Origin of the sequence: Allobosea sp. ASV33, from assembly GCF_016428755.1 — a bacterium.
Taxonomy (GTDB): Bacteria; Pseudomonadota; Alphaproteobacteria; order Rhizobiales; family Beijerinckiaceae; genus Allobosea.
The window spans coordinates 1-20278 of the sequence record NZ_JAELTI010000096.1; the positions used below are offsets into that span (position 1 = coordinate 1).

24 protein-coding genes and 1 tRNA gene are annotated in these 20278 nt (G+C 65.7%); 17 read left to right on the forward strand and 8 right to left on the reverse strand.

The window, feature by feature from the left end:
• Both JHD80_RS21940 and JHD80_RS21945 read right to left on the reverse strand, forming a co-directional pair.
• Positions 1 to 453: thiamine pyrophosphate-dependent enzyme (locus JHD80_RS21940; protein ID WP_248311715.1), on the reverse strand; the 453-nt coding region annotated here is incomplete at its 3' end.
• Between the two features lie 174 nt (positions 454 to 627).
• Positions 628 to 906 carry an FtsB family cell division protein gene (locus JHD80_RS21945; protein WP_349237320.1) on the reverse strand — a complete coding sequence of 93 codons (279 nt, stop codon included), beginning with the start codon at positions 904 to 906 and terminating at the stop codon, positions 628 to 630.
• Between the two features lie 173 nt (positions 907 to 1079).
• On the opposite strand from JHD80_RS21945, the gene JHD80_RS21950 reads away from it, so the two are divergent.
• A tRNA-Lys gene (locus JHD80_RS21950) sits at positions 1080 to 1154 on the forward strand.
• Positions 1155 to 1312: 158 nt separating this feature from the next.
• On the opposite strand, the gene JHD80_RS21955 is transcribed toward JHD80_RS21950, so the two are convergent.
• Positions 1313 to 1633: an EthD family reductase gene (locus tag JHD80_RS21955; RefSeq protein ID WP_199091801.1), complete on the reverse strand. Its 321-nt coding sequence runs from the start codon at positions 1631 to 1633 to the stop codon at positions 1313 to 1315.
• A complete protein-coding gene (locus JHD80_RS21960; RefSeq protein ID WP_199091803.1) occupies positions 1630 to 2358 on the reverse strand; it encodes a GntR family transcriptional regulator in 729 nt (242 codons plus the stop codon). Before JHD80_RS21960 ends, JHD80_RS21955 begins: the two co-directional genes overlap by 4 nt.
• Positions 2359 to 2443: 85 nt before the next feature.
• Between JHD80_RS21960 and JHD80_RS21965 the strand changes: the two genes are divergently transcribed.
• The 11 genes from JHD80_RS21965 to JHD80_RS22015 all read left to right on the forward strand — a co-directional run bounded on the left by JHD80_RS21965 (position 2444) and on the right by JHD80_RS22015 (position 12016).
• Complete coding sequence (locus tag JHD80_RS21965; RefSeq protein WP_199091805.1) at positions 2444 to 3361, forward strand: fumarylacetoacetate hydrolase family protein; 918 nt, start codon at positions 2444 to 2446, stop codon at positions 3359 to 3361.
• Between the two features lies 1 nt (position 3362).
• A complete protein-coding gene (locus JHD80_RS21970) occupies positions 3363 to 4085 on the forward strand; it encodes an SDR family NAD(P)-dependent oxidoreductase (protein ID WP_199091807.1) in 723 nt (240 codons plus the stop codon).
• Positions 4086 to 4128: 43 nt separating this feature from the next.
• A complete protein-coding gene (dctP, locus tag JHD80_RS21975; RefSeq protein ID WP_199091809.1) occupies positions 4129 to 5115 on the forward strand; it encodes a TRAP transporter substrate-binding protein DctP in 987 nt (328 codons plus the stop codon).
• Between the two features lie 7 nt (positions 5116 to 5122).
• Entirely contained in the window at positions 5123 to 5632 is a 510-nt protein-coding gene (locus JHD80_RS21980; RefSeq protein ID WP_199091811.1) for a TRAP transporter small permease, read from the forward strand.
• A gap of 15 nt (positions 5633 to 5647) precedes the next feature.
• Entirely contained in the window at positions 5648 to 6946 is a 1299-nt protein-coding gene (locus JHD80_RS21985) for a TRAP transporter large permease (RefSeq protein WP_199091814.1), read from the forward strand.
• Between the two features lie 274 nt (positions 6947 to 7220).
• The gene (locus JHD80_RS21990; RefSeq protein WP_199091816.1) at positions 7221 to 7940 is read left to right on the forward strand and encodes an amino acid ABC transporter permease; all 720 of its coding nucleotides are present in this window, start codon (positions 7221 to 7223) and stop codon (positions 7938 to 7940) included.
• Complete coding sequence (locus JHD80_RS21995; RefSeq protein WP_199091818.1) at positions 7937 to 8593, forward strand: amino acid ABC transporter permease; 657 nt, start codon at positions 7937 to 7939, stop codon at positions 8591 to 8593. Before JHD80_RS21990 ends, JHD80_RS21995 begins: the two co-directional genes overlap by 4 nt.
• Positions 8590 to 9318 carry an amino acid ABC transporter ATP-binding protein gene (locus tag JHD80_RS22000; protein ID WP_199091820.1) on the forward strand — a complete coding sequence of 243 codons (729 nt, stop codon included), beginning with the start codon at positions 8590 to 8592 and terminating at the stop codon, positions 9316 to 9318. The genes JHD80_RS21995 and JHD80_RS22000 overlap by 4 nt, the downstream gene beginning before the upstream one ends.
• Before the next feature lie 7 nt (positions 9319 to 9325).
• Positions 9326 to 9925 (forward strand): helix-turn-helix domain-containing protein, encoded by a 600-nt coding sequence (locus JHD80_RS22005; RefSeq protein ID WP_199091822.1) that lies wholly within the window; start codon positions 9326 to 9328, stop codon positions 9923 to 9925.
• Between the two features lie 89 nt (positions 9926 to 10014).
• Positions 10015 to 11085 (forward strand): NAD/NADP octopine/nopaline dehydrogenase family protein, encoded by a 1071-nt coding sequence (locus JHD80_RS22010; RefSeq protein WP_199091824.1) that lies wholly within the window; start codon positions 10015 to 10017, stop codon positions 11083 to 11085.
• Between the two features lie 58 nt (positions 11086 to 11143).
• A complete protein-coding gene (locus JHD80_RS22015) occupies positions 11144 to 12016 on the forward strand; it encodes an amino acid ABC transporter substrate-binding protein (RefSeq protein ID WP_199091826.1) in 873 nt (290 codons plus the stop codon).
• 139 nt (positions 12017 to 12155) lie between these two features.
• On the opposite strand, the gene JHD80_RS22020 is transcribed toward JHD80_RS22015, so the two are convergent.
• A complete protein-coding gene (locus JHD80_RS22020; RefSeq protein WP_199091828.1) occupies positions 12156 to 12431 on the reverse strand; it encodes a hypothetical protein in 276 nt (91 codons plus the stop codon).
• A gap of 180 nt (positions 12432 to 12611) precedes the next feature.
• On the opposite strand from JHD80_RS22020, the gene JHD80_RS22025 reads away from it, so the two are divergent.
• Positions 12612 to 12779: a hypothetical protein gene (locus JHD80_RS22025; RefSeq protein ID WP_199091830.1), complete on the forward strand. Its 168-nt coding sequence runs from the start codon at positions 12612 to 12614 to the stop codon at positions 12777 to 12779.
• A 19-nt stretch (positions 12780 to 12798) separates the two neighbouring features.
• Here JHD80_RS22025 and JHD80_RS22030 read toward each other — a convergent pair whose 3' ends face one another.
• A complete protein-coding gene (locus JHD80_RS22030) occupies positions 12799 to 13005 on the reverse strand; it encodes a hypothetical protein (RefSeq protein WP_199091832.1) in 207 nt (68 codons plus the stop codon).
• Between the two features lie 271 nt (positions 13006 to 13276).
• Between JHD80_RS22030 and JHD80_RS22035 the strand changes: the two genes are divergently transcribed.
• A complete protein-coding gene (locus JHD80_RS22035; RefSeq protein ID WP_199091834.1) occupies positions 13277 to 13822 on the forward strand; it encodes a PRC-barrel domain-containing protein in 546 nt (181 codons plus the stop codon).
• A gap of 62 nt (positions 13823 to 13884) precedes the next feature.
• On the opposite strand, the gene JHD80_RS22040 is transcribed toward JHD80_RS22035, so the two are convergent.
• Positions 13885 to 15417 (reverse strand): NAD(P)H-hydrate dehydratase, encoded by a 1533-nt coding sequence (locus JHD80_RS22040; protein WP_199091836.1) that lies wholly within the window; start codon positions 15415 to 15417, stop codon positions 13885 to 13887.
• A gap of 279 nt (positions 15418 to 15696) precedes the next feature.
• Here JHD80_RS22040 and JHD80_RS22045 point away from each other — a divergent pair, with 279 nt between their 5' ends.
• Positions 15697 to 16035 (forward strand): P-II family nitrogen regulator, encoded by a 339-nt coding sequence (locus JHD80_RS22045; RefSeq protein ID WP_199091838.1) that lies wholly within the window; start codon positions 15697 to 15699, stop codon positions 16033 to 16035.
• A 98-nt stretch (positions 16036 to 16133) separates the two neighbouring features.
• Positions 16134 to 17543 carry a type I glutamate--ammonia ligase gene (glnA, locus tag JHD80_RS22050; protein WP_199091840.1) on the forward strand — a complete coding sequence of 470 codons (1410 nt, stop codon included), beginning with the start codon at positions 16134 to 16136 and terminating at the stop codon, positions 17541 to 17543.
• An 87-nt stretch (positions 17544 to 17630) separates the two neighbouring features.
• Here the strand turns inward: glnA and JHD80_RS22055 are convergent, their stop codons facing one another.
• The gene (locus JHD80_RS22055; RefSeq protein ID WP_199091842.1) at positions 17631 to 19034 is read right to left on the reverse strand and encodes a TIGR03808 family TAT-translocated repetitive protein; all 1404 of its coding nucleotides are present in this window, start codon (positions 19032 to 19034) and stop codon (positions 17631 to 17633) included.
• A 211-nt stretch (positions 19035 to 19245) separates the two neighbouring features.
• On the opposite strand from JHD80_RS22055, the gene JHD80_RS22060 reads away from it, so the two are divergent.
• Positions 19246 to 20278, forward strand: a 1033-nt coding sequence (locus JHD80_RS22060; protein ID WP_199091844.1) for a glycosyltransferase family 4 protein, incomplete at its 3' end; no start/stop codon positions are given.

The window sequence follows — 20278 nt, forward strand, 5'->3', positions numbered from 1 at the left end:
GCCGTGGCCGCCGTAGAAGTTCTTCTCGCGGCTGAACATGTGCATCGAGCCGCCCTTGCCGCGCGAATAGCCGCCGCGCCGGCCGGTCAGTTCCGCCATCACGCCGCGCGATTCCATGCCGCAGGCCAGCATATGCCCGTGGTCGCGATAGCCGGTGATGACTTGGTCGCCGTCCTTGGAGGCCATCTGCATGCCGATGACGACGGCTTCCTGGCCGATATAGAGGTGGCAGAAGCCGCCGATCAGCCCCATGCCGTACATTTGGCCGGCTTTCTCCTCGAAGCGCCGGATCAGCAGCATCTCGCGATAGGCGTGGAGGTCCTCGTCCTTGGTAAAGGTCGGGGTGTTGCTGATGGCTCCCGCGGCCTTGGCGGCGCTGTCCTTGCCCGCTCGGGCCTTTGCCGGGGCTTTGGGTTGAGCGGGAGCTTTCGACTTACGCGCGGCAACAGCCATAGGCGGTCCTCCAAGGTCATCCGACCCAAGTTGTAGAGGATCGAAAAAACCTTGGCGAGGACGCTATCTCGCAATGCAGCATGGCTCAACCACTTGAAAAACAAGGGATCAAGTCAATCAACCGGAATCAGGTTAATCGATACGTCTGCGACTAAGGGCGAGGCCTGTTTCGCCTCACCGCCCCATGATGACGATGTCGTTCTTATGGGTGCGCCCGAGGATCTCGCGGGCATTTTCCTCGAGGAGGTCGCGATCGACCGACTCGCTGCGCACCAGGGCAAGCTTCTGCTCCCAGGACTTGCGCTCCGTCATGAGGGCGGCGAGTTCGCCTTCCATGTCGCGCAAGGACTCCCGGATCGCGCCGCGCGCCTCAAGCCCGCGTGCGCCATGCTGGGCATGGAACATGAAATAGGCCACGGCCGCCCCCGATACGAGATAGAGGGCCAATGTCACGAAGATCGACCGGAGACCGCGGCGAATAACCATGCCGGAACGCTAGGCCGGTTTGGTTTCCGGCGGGTTAACGCCATCTTCAGGAACCGATCGGCAGCCACCGCAAAATCGCGCAATCTGCACGGAACGAGTTGACCGGGGCCGATCGGCTCCGTATGTCAGCGCCCCTGTGAGGGCGGGTAGCTCAGTGGTAGAGCACGTGACTTTTAATCATGTGGTCGAGGGTTCGATCCCCTCCCCGCTCACCAGCACAATCAAGCCTCTGATCAAGATTTCCTGAGCCCGCTTCCGGGAATGCGCTCTGATCGAGAGAGCGGGGATCATTCCAGAAGCCTGGGAAGCGCGAATCCGGCGCGTTCTGGCAGGGGCGTCTCGCTTCGGGCACCTGTTCAAATGGCGCTCTTGGTCAATCGCTCTCCCGCAGGATCAGGTGATAAACGCGGCCCTTGAACAGCGGCATGATCGTGCCGAGCTCGCGGCGAACCTCCTGCCGGATATCGCTGGCGAGCGCGGCATGCATCGCCTCCAGATCGTCGAAATAGAGGTCGAAAGTCAGATAGACCGGTGGCGCGCCCGCCTCCTGCTCGGCCTGCCAGCGCAGCTTGACGTCGCGAATGCCGGGATAGCGGCGGATCGCGGGCAGCACGGTCTCGGCCATCTCACGGTCGAAATGGGCCTTGTCGGCCGCGGGAACTTCGCCCTCGAGCACGGCAGTGCGGATGATCATCGCGGTTCGTCCTTTCTTTCGGCGCCTTCATGCAGAAGACGCAGCACGCTTGTCTCGGTCGCGGCCAGATGCGCGTCCATCAGGCTGCAGGCCTTGTCGGCATCGCGGGCGAGGACCGCGTCCATGATCGCGACATGCTCGCTGTTGACGTCGCGGACCTCGGCGCCGGCCTCGTGGCGGCGCAGCAGGCGCAGCTTGCGATAGCGCTCGGAATGGTCGGCCAGCACCGACCAGAAGCGCAGCAGCCAATCGGAGCCGCAGGCGCTGACCAGCGCCAGGTGGAAGCGGCGGTGCTGCGCCTCCCAGAACGCGGCCGCCTCGCGATCCTCCGGCGAGGCCGGCAGCGGCGCGCGCGAGAGCATATGCATCGCCGCGACGATTTCGGCCTCCCAGGCCGCATCCCCCAGCGCGATCGCCTTGACGAGGCAGAGGCGCTCGATCTCCCGGCGCGTCGCCATCAGGTCGGCGAATTCATGCGGCGAGAGCTCGCTGACGCGTGAGCCGCGATGCGTCTCGGCCGCGACGAATCCCTCCGAGGACAGCCGCATCAGCGCCTCGCGGATCGGCGTCAGCCCGAGGCTGTAGCGGTCCTGCAGGTCGTTCGCGCGCAATCTCTCGCCCGGCATCAGGTCGCCATGCAGGATTTCGCCGCGCAGCCGCAGATAAGCCCGCTCGGCCTGAGACCGGCTTTCCGCGAGAACCTCAGCCTCGACACCTGCTTTCATCGCACGTCCGATTTTATGTTGACAGGATCATTTTATAAAATCACCCTGGCCTTATAGCAAGGCGTTTCTCAGGGAAGGCAGGACGATGGCGCAACCGGGTCGAAACGATTGGGCGCTGGCGACGGTCGAGGTCGATGGCGCCGCAGTCGCCTGCCTCGAAATCGGCGAGGAACTCTACCGGCTGGAGCCGGCGCTGGCCCGCGTCGGCTGGCCTGGCCAAAGCGATGTCGCCGCGCTGTTCCGCGCCTGGGAGCGGGCCGTGCCGCTGCTGGCGGAGGCCGCCGCAAAGGTCGAGCCCGGCGATCGCGTCACGCCGTCGCGGCGGCTCGCCCCCCTGCTCTATCCCGGCAAGATTCTCTGCGCCGGCGCGAACTATTTCGACCACCTCGCCGAGATGGGCATGCCCGGCGCGAAGAAGGAGGAGCAGCGCCTGTTCTTCTTCATGAAGCCGCCGCGCAATGCCGTGGTCGGCGAAGGCCCGACCGTGCGCATGCCGATCGGCACAGAGAAATTCGACTGGGAGATCGAACTCGCCGTCGTGATCGGCAAGACGGCGCGGAATGTTTCGGTCGAGCACGCGCTGGAGCATGTCGCGGGCTACACCGTCGCAATCGACTTCTCCGCCCGCGACCACAACCGCGCGCCGGAAACCTTCTACAAGCTCGACTGGGTGGCCGGTAAGGCGAACGACACCTGCTGCCCGCTCGGCCCGCGCTTCGTGCCGGCTTCGACCATTGCGAACCCGCAGGACGTCGGGCTGAAGCTCTCCGTCAACGGCGCCCTCAAACAGGACGGCCGCTCGACCGACATGATCTTCTCGATCGCCGAGCAGATCGCCACCGCCTCGCGCATCATGACGCTCGATCCGGGCGACGTGCTGCTGACGGGAACGCCGGCGGGCGTTGGCGTGCCGAAGGGCACCTTCCTCGCCGTGGGCGACACGGTCGAGGCCGCGATCGAGGGCATCGGCACGCTCAGCGTCGTCATCCAGGAATCGGCCTGAGATGACCGGGCCCGTCGCCTTCGTGACCGGCGGTGCGTCCGGAATCGGGCGCGCGACCGTCCTGCGGCTCGCTGGCGACGGGTTCCGGGTCATTGCAGCCGACCGAGATGGCGACAAGCTGGACGCCCTGATCGGGGAAGCGCCGGCTGGCGGCGTCGAGACCTGCGTGCTCGATGTCTGCGACCGGCCGGCAGTGGCGGCTGCGATCGCGGCGCCGGAGCGGCTCGACGCCCTGGTCTGCGTCGCGGGCATCTACCAGCCACGGGCCTTCGACGCGATCAGCGATGCGGATTTTCGCGCGATGCTCGACGTCAACCTCATCGGCGTCTTCATCGCCGCGCAGGAGGCCGCGCGCCGCATGACGGCCGGGGCGCGGATCGTCACGGTGTCCTCGCGCGCGGCGATCGGCGGGACGAATTTCGCACACTACGTCGCCTCCAAGGCGGGCGTGGTCGGGCTGACGCGGGCGATGGCGATGGAGCTCCGGCCGCGGCAGATCGCGGTGAATTCGGTCGCGCCCGGCTTCACCGACACGCCGATGACCCGCACCATGCCGCCCGACCAATATGCCAGGGCGCAGGAGCTGGAGCTGGGCGGAAAAGCGGCCGACCCGGCCGATATCGCCGGTGCGATCGCCTTCCTGGCCTCGCCCGCGACGCATTTCATCACCGGCCAGACCCTGTTCGTCGATGGCGGCAAGTCACTGGGCGGGCTGGGGCTTTAGGCACGACACAGGCAGATCGAACGTCAGAAAAAGGGGAATGGCGATGACGACACGCCGCGACATCATCAAGGGCGCATTGGCCGGCGCCGTGCTGGGCTCAGCCGGGCAGGTTCTGGCGCAGGCTCCGGTCCAGATTCGTATCTCGACGGCGGCGCCGCCGACCGATTTCCTCGCGAAGGCGCTCGAAGCGTTCAAGGCGGATGTCGACGCCGCCTCCGCCGGAATCGCCATGAGCGTGCACACGGCCTCGACCCTGTTCAAGCAGGGCACCGAGGTCCAGGCCCTGCAGCGCGGCAATCTCGAGATGAGCACGATGACCACCTTCGAGGTGGCGCAGCAGATGCCCGAGCTCGGCTTCTTCAACCGCGGCTATCTGTTCAAGGACCATGCCCATCTGCGCCGCGTCTTCGACGGGCCGCTCGGCGAGGAGTACCGCAAGGCCGTCGCCGAGAAGATGGGGATCGAGATTCTCGCGACGCATTATCTCGGCACGCGTCAGGTCTCGCTGCGCGCGAAGCGGGCGGTCAAGGGGCCGGCCGACCTCGCCGGGGTCAAGCTGCGCATGCCGGCGGGGCCGGAATGGCTGCTGCTCGGCCGCACCCTGGGCGTGAGCCCGCTGCCGCTCGGCATGCCCGAGCTCTATCTCGCACTCAAGACCGGCACCGTCGACGGGCAGGAGAACCCGCTCTCGATCTTCAACGCCGCCAAGCTCTACGAGGTCAGCGAGCAGGTCGTCCTGACCTCGCATATGCTCCAGCCGGTCTTCTTCGCCATCGCCAAGCCTGCCTGGACGAAGCTGTCCACCGCGCAGCAGACCCTGCTGCAGAACGCGGCCCGCAAGGCGGCGAAGGCCGGCGACGACGGGCGCCTTGCCGACGAGGCCAGCATCATCGACGCGATCAAGCAGCGCGGCCTCAGCGTCGATGCGATCGACCTCGCGCCCTTCCGCGCCGCGGCCGACAAGGCCTATGTCGGCGACGCGGTGAAAGCCTGGGACATGGCCTGGCTCAAGCGCGTCGCCGTGGCGTGAGGCCGCCATGCACACGGCCCCCGCCGAGCCCGAGGATACGGGAACCTGGACCGCGCGGCTGCGCCGCTTCGCGGCCCTGGTGCCGGCGCTGCTCTTCGCGCTGGTCTTCCTGATCTTCAACTACAAGATCGTCACGCGCTATCTGGAGCATGACGAGGCGACCTGGGCCGACGAGGTCTCGGTGATCCTGTTCATCTGGATCATCTTCTGGGCCAACGCCTTCGTCGTGCGCGACCGCGAGCAGATCACCTTCGATCTCGCTTATCGCCCGCTTCCCGACCGCGGGAAACGGGTGATGGCGCTGGCCAGGCTCGTCATCGTCGGCGGCATCTTCGCCGCCGCGCTGCCGGGCTCGCTCGACTACATCGCCTTTCTCTGGCGCGAGCGGACGCCGGTGCTGAACATCAGGCTCGACATCATCTATTCCTGCTTCGGCCTGTTCCTGGTCGCGGTGGTGGTGCGCTCCGCCTGGCTGGCGTGGCGGCTGCTCGGCCCGCGCTGGCGCCACTATCTCTGACGGAGACGACAGCTCATGTCCGAAGGGCTCTGGATCCTTCTCGGCGTCTTCACGCTCGTCGCCGTGCTCGGCGCGCCGCTCGGCCTCTCGATGCTGGCCGCCGGCTTCGCGTACATGGTCGCGACGCATCAGGATGTCGGGCTCGTCGTCGACCAGACGATGAACGGGCTCTACAATTCCTACCTGCTGATCGCGGTGCCGCTGTTCATCTTCGTCGCCAATGTCATGCATGCGAGCGGCGTCATCGAGCGGCTGCTCGGCTTCGGCTCGGCGATGGTTGGGCACCTGCCGGGTGGCCTCGCGCAAGTGAACGTGGTCTCCAACCTGATCTTCTCGGGGATGAGCGGCTCGGCCGTCGCCGACGCCTCCGGCCCCGGCCTCGTCGTGGCGCGGATGATGACGCGGGAGGGGCGCTATCCGCGCGGCTTCGCCGCCGCGACCTCGGTGGTCTCGGCGACGCTGGGGCCGCTGATGCCGACCTCGATCCCGATGATCTTCTATGCGCTCATCGCCAATGCCTCGGTCGGCGCGATGTTCCTGGGCGGCCTCGTGCCGGCGGCCCTGATGGCGCTGGCGCTGATGAGCGTGATCGCCATCATCGCGCGCCGCCGCGGCTTCCCGCGCGAGGCCCGCGTGCCGTGGTCTGCCATGCCGGCGATCTTCGGCCGGGCGCTGGCCCCGCTGGCCCTGCCCGTCATCCTGCTCGGGCTGATCTATTCGGGCGTGACCACGCCGACCGAGGCGGCGGCGATCGCGGCGAGCTATGCACTCGTCCTCGCCTTCGTCGTCTACCGCACGCTGAAGCCGGCGCAGCTTCTCGACGTGATGGGCGAGACCGTGAAGGCGACGGCGATGATCACGCTGATCATGAGCGGCGCCTTCGTCTTCAACTATGCCGTGGCCAACGAGGGCGTCCCGCATCTGATCCAGGCGACGCTGCTCTCCTGGAAGCTGACGCCGACGCAGTTCCTGCTGATCGTCGACCTGCTGATGCTGTTCCTCGCCATCGTGCTCGACGAGGTCACGATCCTCTTGGTGATCGTGCCGCTGATTGTGCCCGTCGCGCAGGGGCTCGGCATCGATCTCGTGCATTTCGGCATCGTCGTGGTGCTGAACATGATGGTGGGGCTGACCTTGCCGCCGCATGGACTGCTGCTGTTCGTGATGGCCGGCCTGACCGGCACGCCGCTCTCGGAAATCTTCCGCGAGGTGCCGCCCTTTATCGTCGCGATGCTGGGTATCGTGCTCGCCGTGACCTTCTTCCCCGAGCTTGCGCTCTGGCTGCCGCGGATGGCGGGGATGGTGCAAAACTGAGTCCGGGGCGGGCCAGCGTCAGGCCGGCCTGAATCGTTAAGTTCGATATATCGGATCGCCTTGGCCAGCCTCGATTCTTGCGGTGCGCAATCGGGAGGCTGTGACCGGGGGCGCGCCGAAATAGGGCCGGCGAAGCGATCAAGCCCATCGGGCTCGTATTTCAGTTTTGGATTTAGACGGCAAAATGCCGGTTGACAATCTCGCCGACAACCTGATCAATTCCGACATATCGGAATAGCGAATCCGCAGAGATGGCGTTTGCGATGGGGGGCGGATGAATTACCGCTGGGACTGGTCTGTCCTGATCCGAGAGCCTTTCATCGGCTGGCTGTGGAGCGGCGTGCTCCTGACGCTTGCGATCAGCATCATGAGCTGGGCGGTCGCTCTCACGATCGGCATCGTCGTCGGTATAGCGCGCAGCGCTCCTTCGCGGATGGCGCGGCTGTTGGCCGGCATCTATATCGACGTGTTCCGCAGCGTGCCGCCGCTGGTCCAGCTCTTCCTCTGGTATTTCGTCTTCCCGGAAGTGGTTCCCGACTCGATCGGGCTCTGGCTCAAGCGCGACCTGCCCTATCCGGAGATCGTCACCGCCGTGCTTGCCATCGGCCTGTTCGCCGGCGCGCGCGTCGCCGAACAGGTGCGCGCCGGGATCGAGGCCGTCGGCGCCCCTCTCCTGCCGGCCGCTCTCGCGACGGGCCTGCGCCCGCTCCAGGCCTTCCGGCTGATCGCCTTGCCGCTGGGGCTGCGCGCCATCGTCGGGCCGCTGACCTCGGAATTCCTGATCACGATCAAATTGTCCTCGCTCAGCCTGACGATCGGCGTGCTCGAGCTGACGGCGCAGAGCCGCCATGTCGAGAACTACACCTTCCAGGGCTTCGAGGCCTTCACCTTCGCGACGATCGGCTATCTCGTCATCGGCCTGAGCGCGACCGGCCTGATGCGCCTCATCGACAACCGGATCGGTGGCACCGCGTTGCGGAAGGCCAACGCATGAGCGATTTCGACTGGGGCGTCATCGCCCGCTCATCCAGCTTCCTCGCCGAGGGCATGCTGCTCAGCGCGCTGCTGGTCTTCGTCGCGACCATAGGCGGCCTCATCGTCGGCTTCGGGCTCGCGCTGATGCGGCTCTCCACGCATCGGCTGATTTCCGGACCCGCGGCGGCCTACGTCACGGTGATGCGCTCGCTGCCGCTAGTGCTCGTGCTGTTCTGGTTCTACTTCCTGATGCCGCTCGCGATCGGCCGGCCGGTCGGCTCGCTGACCTCGGCGCTGATCGCCTTCGTCCTGTTCGAGGCGGCGTTCTACTGCGAGATCATCCGCGCCGGCATCGGCAGCGTCCGCAAGGGCCAGAGCGATGCCGGGCTGGCGACGGGCCTGCGCCGCTGGCAGGTGCTGCGCCTGATCGTGATGCCGCAGGCGATGCGCGCCATGGGGCCCCTGATCCTCAACCAGATCGTGATCGTCTTCCAGGATACCTCGCTGGTCTATGTCGTCTCGCTGCACGACTTCCTCACCGCCGCGAGCGTCATCGCCGCACGCGACGGGCGCGCGACCGAGATGTATTTGCTGGTGGCCGTCGTCTACCTGGTGATCTGCCTCTCCATCACGAAAGCCGCCGAGTTCTACAGGAGAAGGCGTCCGTCATGATCGTTCTCGACGACGTGCATAAATTCTACGGCTCCCAGCAGATCCTGCGCGGCTGCTCGGCCACGATCAGCCTGGGCGAGGTCGTGGTGGTCTGTGGGCCGTCTGGCTCCGGCAAGAGCACCCTGATCAAGTGCATCAACGGCCTGGTGCCGTTCGAGCGCGGCACGATCACGGTCGACGGTGTCTCGGTCTCGGCGCCGAAGACCGATCTGCCGGCCCTGCGCGCACGCATCGGCATGGTCTTCCAGAGCTTTGAGCTCTACCCGCATATGACCGCGCTGCAGAACGTCAGCCTGGCGCAGGTCCATGTGCTCAAGCGCTCGCAGAAGGAAGCCGACGAGCGCTCCGAAAAGATCCTGATGCGGGTCGGTCTCGGCGACAAGCTCGGCAACCGCCCGGCCCAGCTCTCAGGCGGGCAGCAGCAGCGCGTCTCGATTGCCCGCGCACTGGCGATGAACCCGCAGGCGATGTTGTTCGACGAGCCGACTTCGGCGCTCGACCCGGAGATGATCAACGAGGTCCTGGAAGTGATGCAGGAGCTCGCCCTTGAGGGCATGACCATGATCGTGGTTACCCACGAGATGGGCTTTGCCCAGCGCGTCGCGAACCGCGTGCTGTTCATGGATCGCGGCGAGATCGTGGAGGACACGCCTAAGGAGCAGTTCTTCACCGCGCCCTCTTCGGAGCGGGCGAAGCAGTTCCTCAACCAGGTCCTCACGCACTGAGCCATCCATGAGCGAGCTGAATCCCCCTCAGATCGGCCCGCTTCTCCAGGACCGGCGCAAGGAGCGCGGGTTGACGCTCCAGCAGCTTTCGGCGCTTTCGGGCGTCTCGAAATCGATGCTGTCGCAGATCGAGCGGAGCGAGGCCAACCCGACCTTCGCGGTGCTCTGGAGCCTGACCCGCGGATTGGGCATCGATTTCGTCTCTCTGCTCGGCGAGGGGCAGACGACGGCAGGGACTGACAGCTTCATCGAGGTGCTCCCGCCGGAGCATACGCCGACGATCCGCAGCGCCGACAATTCCTGCCAGTTGCGGATCCTGAGCCCGCCGAACCTGTCCGGCGCCATCGAATGGTACGACGTCGAGATTGCGCCGGGGGGCTGTCTCGACAGCGCGCCGCATGCGCCGGGAGCCATCGAGCATTTCACGGCGCTGTCCGGCGAGTTCGCGATCACCAGCGGGACCTCACGGCATCTGCTCCGGCAGGGTGAGACCGTGCGCTATCCCGTCGACGTCGCGCATTCCATCAGCAATCCGCTGCCGACACTCTCTCGCGGTCTGATGGTCCTGCTCTATCGGCAATCGTCGCGAGGCCGGAATGCCGTCTAGGATACGAGCCGGTTCGAAGTTCGGTTTCTCGAAAGCAGCCTGCCATGAACGCGGCGGGTTACCATTCTCAACGAAAAAGGCGATCTGATATGCGCGTTGGTATCTTGGGAGCGGGAGCCGCGGCCTGCGGCGCGGCAGCCCAGCTCTCGATCATGGGGCATGATCCGATCCTCTGGTCGCCATCGGGCCGGAGCATCGCGGCCCTCGCGGCTGGCGAGCCGCTGCGCGCGACAGGGGCCATCGAAACCAGCTTCCACCCGCGCATCGCCGCGAGCGCCGCGGAAGCCGTCCTCGGCACCGATGCCGTGATGCTGGCGATGCCGGGCTATGCCCATAAGCTCGCCTTCGACGCGATCGCCCCGCACCTCAAGCAGGGACAGCCGGTCATCATCAGCTCGCATGCTTCCTTCGGTGCGCTGTACCTCGCGCGGCTGCTCGCCGCCCGGAAGGTCAGCGTCCCGATCATCGCCTGGGGCACGACGCTCACCACCGGCCGCAAGGCCTCGCCGACCGAGGTCGCGGTGAATTCGCTGCGCTCGAAGATCGACCTCGCGACGGTGCCGGAGAGCGCGTCGCCTGAGGCGCTGGCGCTCTGCACCACCTTGTTCGGCGAGCGTTTCGTTCCCCGCGAAGGCCTGCTTGCGATCGCGCTGAGCAATCTCAACCCGCAGAACCATCTCGCGATCGCCCTGTTCAACCTGACGCGGATGGAGCGCGGCGAGACCTGGGGCCAGGCGGAGAACGTCACGCCGGCCGTCGGGCGCGTGATGGAGGCGCTCGATGCCGAGCGGCTGGCCATCGCCGAGGCCTTCGGCGTTGCGGTCCGGACGATCCGCGAGCACTACGCCTTTTCCTATCAGCTCCCGGTCGCCAGCATCGCCGAGATGAATGCCGAGCTGCACGGCCGCGGCAAGGGCGGCTTCGGACCGACAACGCTGGAAAGCCGCTACGTCCTGGAGGACGCGCCCTATGGCCTGCTGCCGACAGTGCTGCTCGGCCGGCTCGTCGGACGCCCGGCGACGTTGCACGAGGCGGGTCTGACCCTGCTGTCATCCGCCTATGGGCGCGACTTCACCGGCGAGAATGATCTGCTGCCGGCGCTGGGCTTCGACGCGATGACGCGCGAGGAACTGGCGGCGCGGGCCAGGGACGGATTCTAGACACCGCCTTTCGATCGAAGGCGGATATCGGCGAGCCATCGCAAAAAGGGAGAGATCGATGAAATTCCATCTTGCTGCAGCCGCAGGCGCCATTCTGGCGCTGAACCTGGCGAGCTCGGCCGCCGGAGCCCAGGAGGTCGACGGCATCGTCAAGAAGCTGAAGGAGACCCAGACCATCACCATGGGCGTCCGCGAGGCGCTGTTCCCGTTCAGCTATCTCGACGACAACAAGAACCCGACGGGCTACGCGGTCGAGTTCTGCAGGCGCATCATCGACGAGATCAAGACCGAGCTGAATCTGCCCGAGATCAAGATCAAATACGTGCCGATGACGATCCAGAACCGGCAGGCCCTCGTCGCCAACGGGACGGTCGATCTCGAATGCGAGGGAACGGTGAACACCTTCGGCCGTAACCGGCAGGTCGATTTCTCGTCGGTCAGCCACGTCTCGGCGAGCCAGCTCCTGATCCTCAAGAGCTCGGGGATCAAGAACTACGACGATCTCAACGGCAAGATCGTCGCCGTGGCGACCGGCGGGACCAGCGAGCCGGACCTCAAGAAGCTGATGGCCGAGCGCAAGCTCAACCTGCGCGTCCTCAATGTCGACGACCATGCGGCCGCCCTGATCGCGGTGGAGACCCGGCGCGCCGACGCCTATTTCAGCGATAACGGCGCCTTCTACGGGCTGATCAAGCAGTCGAAGAAGCCCGACACGCTCGAGATCGTCGGCGACGAATACGGCTATGCGCCGCAAGGCTTCATGGTGCCCAAGCTGAACCCGACCATCCTCTGGATCGTCAATCACACGATGGGCAAGATGTTCAAGTCGGGCGAGGCCGAGGCCCTGTACATGAAATGGTTCGGGCCGCTCGGCGCCCATGTCGGGCCGAAGCTCAAAGCAGCCTGGGCGACCCAGTCCTACGCCGAGTGACACGAGCGCTTCATCGCCGCCCATAAAAGATCGGCCCGCCGCTTGACGCACGGCGGGTTGATTTCTGCGTTCGAGCTACGCGCTGGATCGCGCGGCGGGCGAGGCTCACGAAGGACGGGCACGCCATCGGCCGGATCGATCAGCCAAGCCGCCGGGTCACACCGCCCCTGTGTCCGCGCCCCGGCCGGCTCGACGGCGCCGGCAGCAGATAGGCCCCGCCTCCCGCACCGAGCGCCGGCCAGCCCGGATCGGCATAGGCATTGAGCTCCCAGCAGCGCAGGCGCTGACGTTCCGCGTCGGTGGTGGCATCCGAACAGGCCGAGACTTGCGAACGCTGCCAGAAGGCGGATGCCGGCTCGCCGGCAGCGGCGATCATCCCCGCCGCCAGGCAGGCCGGAATCAGAAAACCACGCATCGCCTGCCCTCTCGGCACCTTGCATTCGGCTGGGGAGCACGCATGATGCCGCCTCGCCCTTGCCGAAGGCTTAAGTTGCGGCGCTACGGCACGACAGGCGGAACCCGCCGCCCCGATGAGACGTTCCGATCGGCGTCGGAAGCCGTTCCAGGTTCCGCTCCGCCGCGCAGGAGGAAGACCGTGAAGCTGCCCATCGTGATCCATACCGAGGAAGACTACGACCGCGCGCAGCAGCGGACCGAGGAGCTGAGCGCGATGCCCGATTCCGCGGACAAGGAGCGCGAACTGCATGCGCTCGCCGAAGCCATGCTGGCCTTCGAGTTGAGGCGCGACGAAGCCGACGACTGACGCGGCCGCGCTTCAGACGTCAGGAATCGTTGCTCGCATTGAGCTCTTCGGGCCGCAATCCTTCGTCCGGCGGGGCTGCGAGCCGCTCCGGATTGGCCGCCCAGACGGCGAGAATTTCGGCGATCACGTCGGCACGCGAGCGTCCCTGCCGGTGAAGCTCGATATGCCGGTCGAGGACGGTCAGAACGCGCTCGTCCACCGAAAGCGTGACAGGAACGGCCGGCATCGCAACACCTCACGGAAACGAGGATGGAACAGCGCCGTAACCGCGACGTTCCACATCTGCGGCATTGGAGCATAGCTTCAACCGGCAAGCAAACACCCGGCCATAGCAAGTCATGATGCCGGCGAGGTTGCGCGGGGTTCCTTTTTAGGTCTCCTGTTCGTATGAATTCGACCCACATGAGAAAATAAGCGGCTTCCCATTCGAACAAAATCGCCTCTCGGTTGTTGTCCATGCAACCCGCTTAGCTGCGGAAAACATTCTGGAGGAAGATATGATCAAGCGTCATCACTTCATGCTGTCTACCGTTGGTGTCACGATGCTCGCCACGGCCGCCATGGCCCAGACCACCGCGCCGACGCCGCCCTCCTCGGCCCCCGTCGCGCCGACCGCCACGCAGTCGAGCGCCGCTCCCGAGGCTCACACCAATCTGGCCGGTCAGGGCAAGTGGCGCACCAGCAAGCTGATCGGCGTCGACATCTACGGCCCCGACGACAAGAAGGTCGGCGACATCACCGAGGTGATCGTCGACAAGACCGGCAAGGTCGAGATGGTCACGATCGGCGTCGGCGGCTTCCTCGGCATCGGCTCGAAGGATGTCGCGGTTCCCTTCGATCAGGTGAACTGGAGCGACCAGCCGATGGCTGCTGCGGCGCCTGCGCCCGCGCCGTCCGGTAGCGCCGGCGGCGCCGGCACCATGGCCTCTCCGCCGGCCGCGGCAGCCCCGAAGGCGCCGGCCATGTATCCCGATCACGGCAAGATCACGATGACCAAGGACCAGCTCAAGGCCGCGCCGAGCGTGACCTATTCCGGCACCTGACATCGTCTTCGGCAAAGCAGGCCCGCCCCGATCGGGGCGGGCCTTTTTTTGCGCCTGTTGCGTCAGATCGCGGGGAGAATCTCCCGCAGCAGCGGCGGGATAGCTTCCGGCAGGTCATCGGCGATCAGTCCCATTCCTAGCCTTTCGCCGGCGAGGCCATGGAGCCAGACGGCTGCGCAGCTTGCCTCGAAGGCCGGCATCCCCTGGGCCAGGAGCCCGGCGACCAACCCGGCCAGCACGTCCCCTGAGCCTGCTGTCGCCAGCGCGGCCGATCCCGTGGTGTTGATGGCGGCGCGTCCGTCCGGCGCGGCGATGACCGTATCGGCACCCTTGTAGACGACGATCGCGCCGCAAAGCGCAGCGGCCTTTCGGGCCCGCTCGAGCTTCGACGGCTCGGCGACGATATCCGCCTCCTGGCCGAACAGCCGCTGGAATTCGCCCTCATGGGGCGTCAGCACGGTCTCTCCGGCCCGGCTATGGAGAAGCCGCGCTCCCCCGTCGGGAAACGCCGCGAGCGCGGTCAGCGCATCGGCATCGAGCGCCGCAGCCCGGTCGCTTGCTATGGCTGTCCGCACCAAATCCTTGGCGCGCCGGTCGAGCCCCAGGGCCGGGCCGGCCAGGACGGCCGAAACCCGGCGATCCCACAGGAAGGCCTCCGCCGCTTCGCGATCCGGGACGGCGCGCTGCATCAGCGCATCCGGCCCGCGCGCCGCGTGGATTGGCAAGGCCTCCGGCTCGCAGAGAAGGGTCGCGAGCCCCGCGCCAATGCGCAGCGCCGCACGGGCGCTCAATCGCGGAGCCCCGACCCCCGCGACGCCGCCCGCCAACACCGCGACCGCACCGCGCCGGAACTTGTGCGTATCGGCCGCATGGACAGGCCAGGCCTCTCGCCAGAGCGCCAGATCATTGCGGAACGCCGCCGGCGCGATCGCTTCGAGCGCCAGTTCCGCGGGGATGCCGATATCCGCAATCGTCACCGGGCCGCAAAGCGATCGTCCCGGCAGCAGCAGATGCCCCGGCTTCAGCCGGAAGAAGGTGACGGTTTCGCTGGCCCTGACGGCGATCCCCTCGGCGCGGCCGGTATCGCCCGACACCCCGCTCGGCATGTCGACAGCAATGACGGGGCGGCTTGCCCTGTTGAGAAACTCCGCCGCTTCGGCGAAGGCCCCGGCGAGCGGGCGCGTCAGCCCGGCGCCGAACAGGGCGTCCACGAAGACAGCGCCTCGCGCATCGCTGAGCGCACTCAGAGGCTCGACCGCCCCGCCCCAGCGTTCCAGCGCGATCGCTGCATCGCCCGATAAGTCGTCTGCAGCGCCCGGAAAAACCACGCGAACCGGCAGCCCTCTTTCCCGCAGGAGGCGCGCCGCAATGAGACCGTCGCCGCCATTGTTGCCCGGCCCGCAGAGCAGCGTGACGGCGCCTCCTGACCCGGCGCGCCGAAAGGCGGCTTTCGCCACCGCGCGGCCGGCGCGTTCCATCAGGTCGATGCCGGGGATGCCTGCCGCAATCGCGATCCGATCGGCCGCCGCCATCTGCTGCGTGGTCAACAGGGCGAGCTCCGCCCTGCCCTTTGTCTCGGTGCCATGATCGTCCATGCCGCATCTTCGGGCGGCGTCGGACGGCCCGCAAGTTGCGGCGGAATGACGCTTGTGATCAACAGTTACGCAGATGCTCAATTTTTGTGCTGTTTATTGCCTTTTCACCGAGCGCTCCGGCGGGCGTTGCCGCATGGCGGGGCGTCGGCGCCAATGCTATGAGCAGAAGCAAGGCTGCATTCGCGTGAAGACGCGGGCTTCTTTCCCGCGCCGCAGCGCGCTGCCAACCACGATCCGGCACGAGCCGGAGCCCGAGATGCAATGGAGGCCGGTCGGCGCATGAAGAAGATCGAAGCGATCATCAAGCCCTTCAAGCTGGACGAGGTGAAGGAGGCGCTCCAGGAGGTCGGACTGCAAGGCATCACCGTCCTGGAAGCCAAGGGCTTCGGTCGCCAGAAGGGCCATACCGAGCTCTATCGCGGCGCCGAATACGTCGTCGACTTCCTGCCGAAGGTGAAGATCGAGATCATTCTCGCCGACGACATGCTGGATCGCGCCATCGAGGCGATCATGAAGGCCGCCCAGACCGGTCGCATCGGAGATGGCAAGATTTTTGTATCGAGCATCGAGGGGGTGATCCGCATCCGCACCGGCGAGACCGGCGCGGACGCGATCTGAGGTCGTCTCCCCGCTCATGGAATAACGAGCCGCTGGCCGGATTGGAGCCGGTCGCGGCAGCGTGAATGTGAATAACTGCTGGCAAGAGGAATGCTGAAATGAAAAGCGCCAAGGATGTCCTGAAGGCGATCAAGGACAACGACGTCAAGTATGTCGACTTCCGCTTCACCGACCCGCGCGGCAAGTGGCAGCACGTGACCTTCGACGTCGGCATGATCGACGAGGACATCTTCGCCGAGGGCACGATGTTCGACGGCTCCTCGATCGCCGGCTGGAAGGCCATCAACGAGTCCGACATGCTGCTGATGCCGGATCCGACGACCGCGACGATGGACCCGTTCTTCTCGGCCGCGACCATGGTCATCAACTGCGACGTGCTCGAGCCCGGCACCGGCGAGCCCTATGGCCGCGACCCGCGCGGCATCGCCAAGAAGGCCGAGGCCTATCTGAAGTCGACCGGTATCGGCGACACCGTCTATGTCGGCCCTGAGGCCGAGTTCTTCGTCTTCGACGACGTCAAGATCGCTGCCGACCCGTATCACACCGGCTTCAAGCTCGATAACGTCGAGCTGCCGATCAACGGTTATGCGGACTACGAGGGCGGCAATCTCGGCCACCGCGTCGCCACCAAGGGCGGCTACTTCCCGGTTCCGCCGCAGGATTCGGCGCAGGACATGCGTGGCGAGATGCTGGCCGCGATGCAGTCCATGGGCGTGGTCGTGGAGAAGCACCACCACGAGGTCGCCTCGGCCCAGCACGAGCTCGGCATGAAGTTCGACACGCTCGTGCACACCGCCGACCTGATGCAGATCTACAAGTACGCGATCCACAACGTGGCCCAGAGCTACGGCAAGACCGCGACCTTCATGCCGAAGCCGATCTATGGCGACAACGGCTCGGGCATGCACGTTCACCAGTCGATCTGGAAGAACGGCAAGCCGGTCTTCGCCGGCAACAAGTATGCCGACCTGTCGCAGGAATGCCTCTGGTACATCGGCGGCATCATCAAGCACGCCAAGTCGCTGAACGCCTTCACCAACCCCTCGACCAACTCCTACAAGCGCCTCGTCCCGGGCTATGAGGCCCCGGTCCTGCTCGCCTATTCGGCGCGCAACCGCTCGGCCTCCTGCCGTATTCCGTGGACGACCTCGCCGAAGGCCAAGCGCGTCGAGGTCCGCTTCCCCGATCCGATGGCGAACCCCTATCTCGCCTTCGCGGCCATGCTGATGGCCGGCCTCGACGGCATCGTGAACAAGATCGATCCCGGCCCGGCCATGGACAAGGACCTCTACGACCTGCCGCCGCGCGAGCTTAAGAAGATCCCGACCGTCTGCGGCTCGCTGCGCGAGGCGCTGGAGTCGCTGAAGAAGGACAACGCCTATCTCAAGGCCGGCGGCGTCTTCAACGACGACTTCATCGAGAGCTATATCGAGCTCAAGATGCAGGATGTGGCGCGCTTCGAGATGACGCCGCACCCGGTCGAGTTCGCGATGTACTACTCGTACTAAGGATTGCAGGCCGCGGCCGACATTCTCGGAAACATCGGGCCGGGGCGGCAACGCCCCGGCTTTTTTTATGCGACGCCCGTCTGCCCCTCAGGAGGCGCGGTTATCGACAATGAGGATCTGCCCGGAGCTTCCGGCCGTCTGGGACGCGAGATTGGCGTTGTAGGTTGTCAGCGGCGGAACCAGCCCGACTGTCGACGCCGATACGATCGCATTGGCGCCGGCACCTGAAATGATGTTGTTGCTCAGCACCATCTTCCCGGCCTGGGCACTCGACGAGAAGGCGATGCCGACACCGCAGTCGCGGATCAGGTTCCCGTCACAGACGAGATCCCGCGCACCCTGGGCCACGCCCAACTTGAGACCGCCGGCCGCACCTTCGACGATGTTGCTGCTCACGACGGAATCCTGCTCCACCGTAATGCCGATGGCAGTGGTGTTGTAGTTTCCGACCCCGCCCGAACCCGGAATTGCCGTGACGGTGAGATTGCTGATCTGGTTGCCGGTCACGATCGAGCGGCGGGCCACGCCATCGTTGAAATAGCCGGAATTGCCGACATTGATGCCATCGCCGGCCGTATCGACCCGATTGTTGGCAATGGTCGCGCCGGTTCCGTTCTGCCCTGCGCCCGGAGCTTCATAGTACAGGCAGGCTTCACGGATGTTCCAGCAGGAATTGTCCTTGATGAGGACCCGCGAGCCGCCATTGACGCGGACCGCCGAGAACGCGCAGTTAAAGATCGTATTGCCGACGAACGAAACATCATTGGCCAAATAAGCCGATACGGCGTTGCCGTTGGCGCCGGTACCAGCGTCGCTGCCCACGTAGTTGAAGAAGTTGTTGCGGACGACCGACAGGTTTCCGCCGCTCCCAAGCGTTCCGTAGATCGCGACGCCGTTGTTCTTCGCCCCCACCACGCGGCAGCCTTCGACCAGGGTCTCCGAGCTGAACGCCCAGACGGCGACGTCGATATTGTCGAAGCCACAGTTGCTCACGCGCGGCCTTGCGTCGTTCACGCACAGAAGAGCAGCCTTGTAGGATCCGGCGGGCTCGCTTCCGGTCTTGACCGTGTTGCGGAACGAGCAGCGCGAAAATACCGTGTCCTGCGCGTTATCGACGATGACCATTCCTGCCGCCGTCGTGATCACGTTCGGAGCAGAATAGGGGGGCAGGCCGAGGTTCTGGCCGTCAAAGGCAATATTTCGAAACGTCATGCCGGCCTGTCCGAAGACGCGCAGGCCGTAATTGCCACCTGTCAGCCTCAGGACCGCCTCGCCGGCCGCGCAGAAGATTTCGATTCTGCGCCCGGAGCCGCTCGTCGTCAGGATGTCGATATTGGACATGTCATAGGTGCCGGGGCGAAGCTGAAGTGGCTTGGCGGCGTTGCGCGCTGCTTCGATGGCAGCTCCGATCGATCCAGCCGTGAAGCCGGAGGGGGCCGGCGTGGCCGGGTCCGCGATTACAAGATCGTCGAAAATTCGATAGCCGGGCATTGAAAACTCCTAGCAGCGCTGATTTCCGCCCGTCCTATCGCCTAAGGCAAGCTAGAACGAACAGAGATCATTATAGGCTTAAATTCCTAAAATACAACCGCTTGACATGCCTTTCCGGCTTGCCCCGGCGATTTCGATACGGGGGTAACCTCCCCTTCACCCGGGATCCGGCAGGTTTGGCGGACGATTTCCGGACGGCGGTGCCCAAGATTTGCAGTCGATCTCGATCAACGGCCGTTTTCTCGGCCAGCCGCTGACCGGCGTGCAGCGCTTCGCCCTCGAGATGACGAAAGCACTCGACCGGCGGATCGGAATGGGCGCGGTTCCCGAGGCGTTCAAAGGGGCCCGCTGGCGCCTTCTCGCGCCGCGGGACGTTCCGGAAACGCACGAATTCCAGCATATCGCCGTCGAGCGCTTCGGGCCGTTCTCCGGCCATCTCTGGGAGCAGACCTCGCTCGCGCGCCGGGCTGCGGGAGACATTCTCGTCGGCTTCGGCGGCAGCGGGCCGTTGCTCCATCGCCGGCAGCTCGTCGTGATCCACGACGTCACGATCTTCCGTCACCCGGAAGCGTTCAGCGCCTCCTATCGCGCCACGCACAAGCTGCTCGGCTTCGGGCTGACGCGCACGGCGCGCATCGCGACCGTCTCCAACTTCTCGCGCGGCGAGCTGAGCGCGATCTTCGGCGTGGCGCCGGAGAAGATCCCGGTCGTCTACAATGCCACCGACCATTTTTCCGGATTGGCTCCCGACGAAGCCGTGCTGCGGCGCCTGGGGCTGGAAGGCCGGAATTTCTTCTTCATGCTGGGCACCCTGAAGCCCAACAAGAACGTCGATTTCGCCATCCGGGCCTTCGATGCGCTCGGCGATCGCGGCTGGAAGCTGGTCATAGCCGGCGCGCTCGACCGCAGCGGCGTATTCAAGGCGGACGCGCCTGCAAGCGCCGAGAATCTCGTCTTCACCGGGCGCCTGAGCGATGCAGAGATCGTCGCGCTCGAACGCCATGCACGCGCCTTCGTGTTCCCCAGTCTCTATGAGGGTTTCGGCATTCCGCCGTTGGAGGCGATGACGCAGGGCTGCCCGGTTCTGGCGGCGGACATTCCCGCCGTCCGCGAGGCTTGCGGCGAGGCCGCGCTCTATTTCGACCCGCGCAATCGCCCCAGCCTTGAAGACGTCATGCGCCGGATCATGGAGGTTGAAGGCGATGCGTTCGGCCTGGCGGAGAAGGGCCGCGCCAATCTCGACC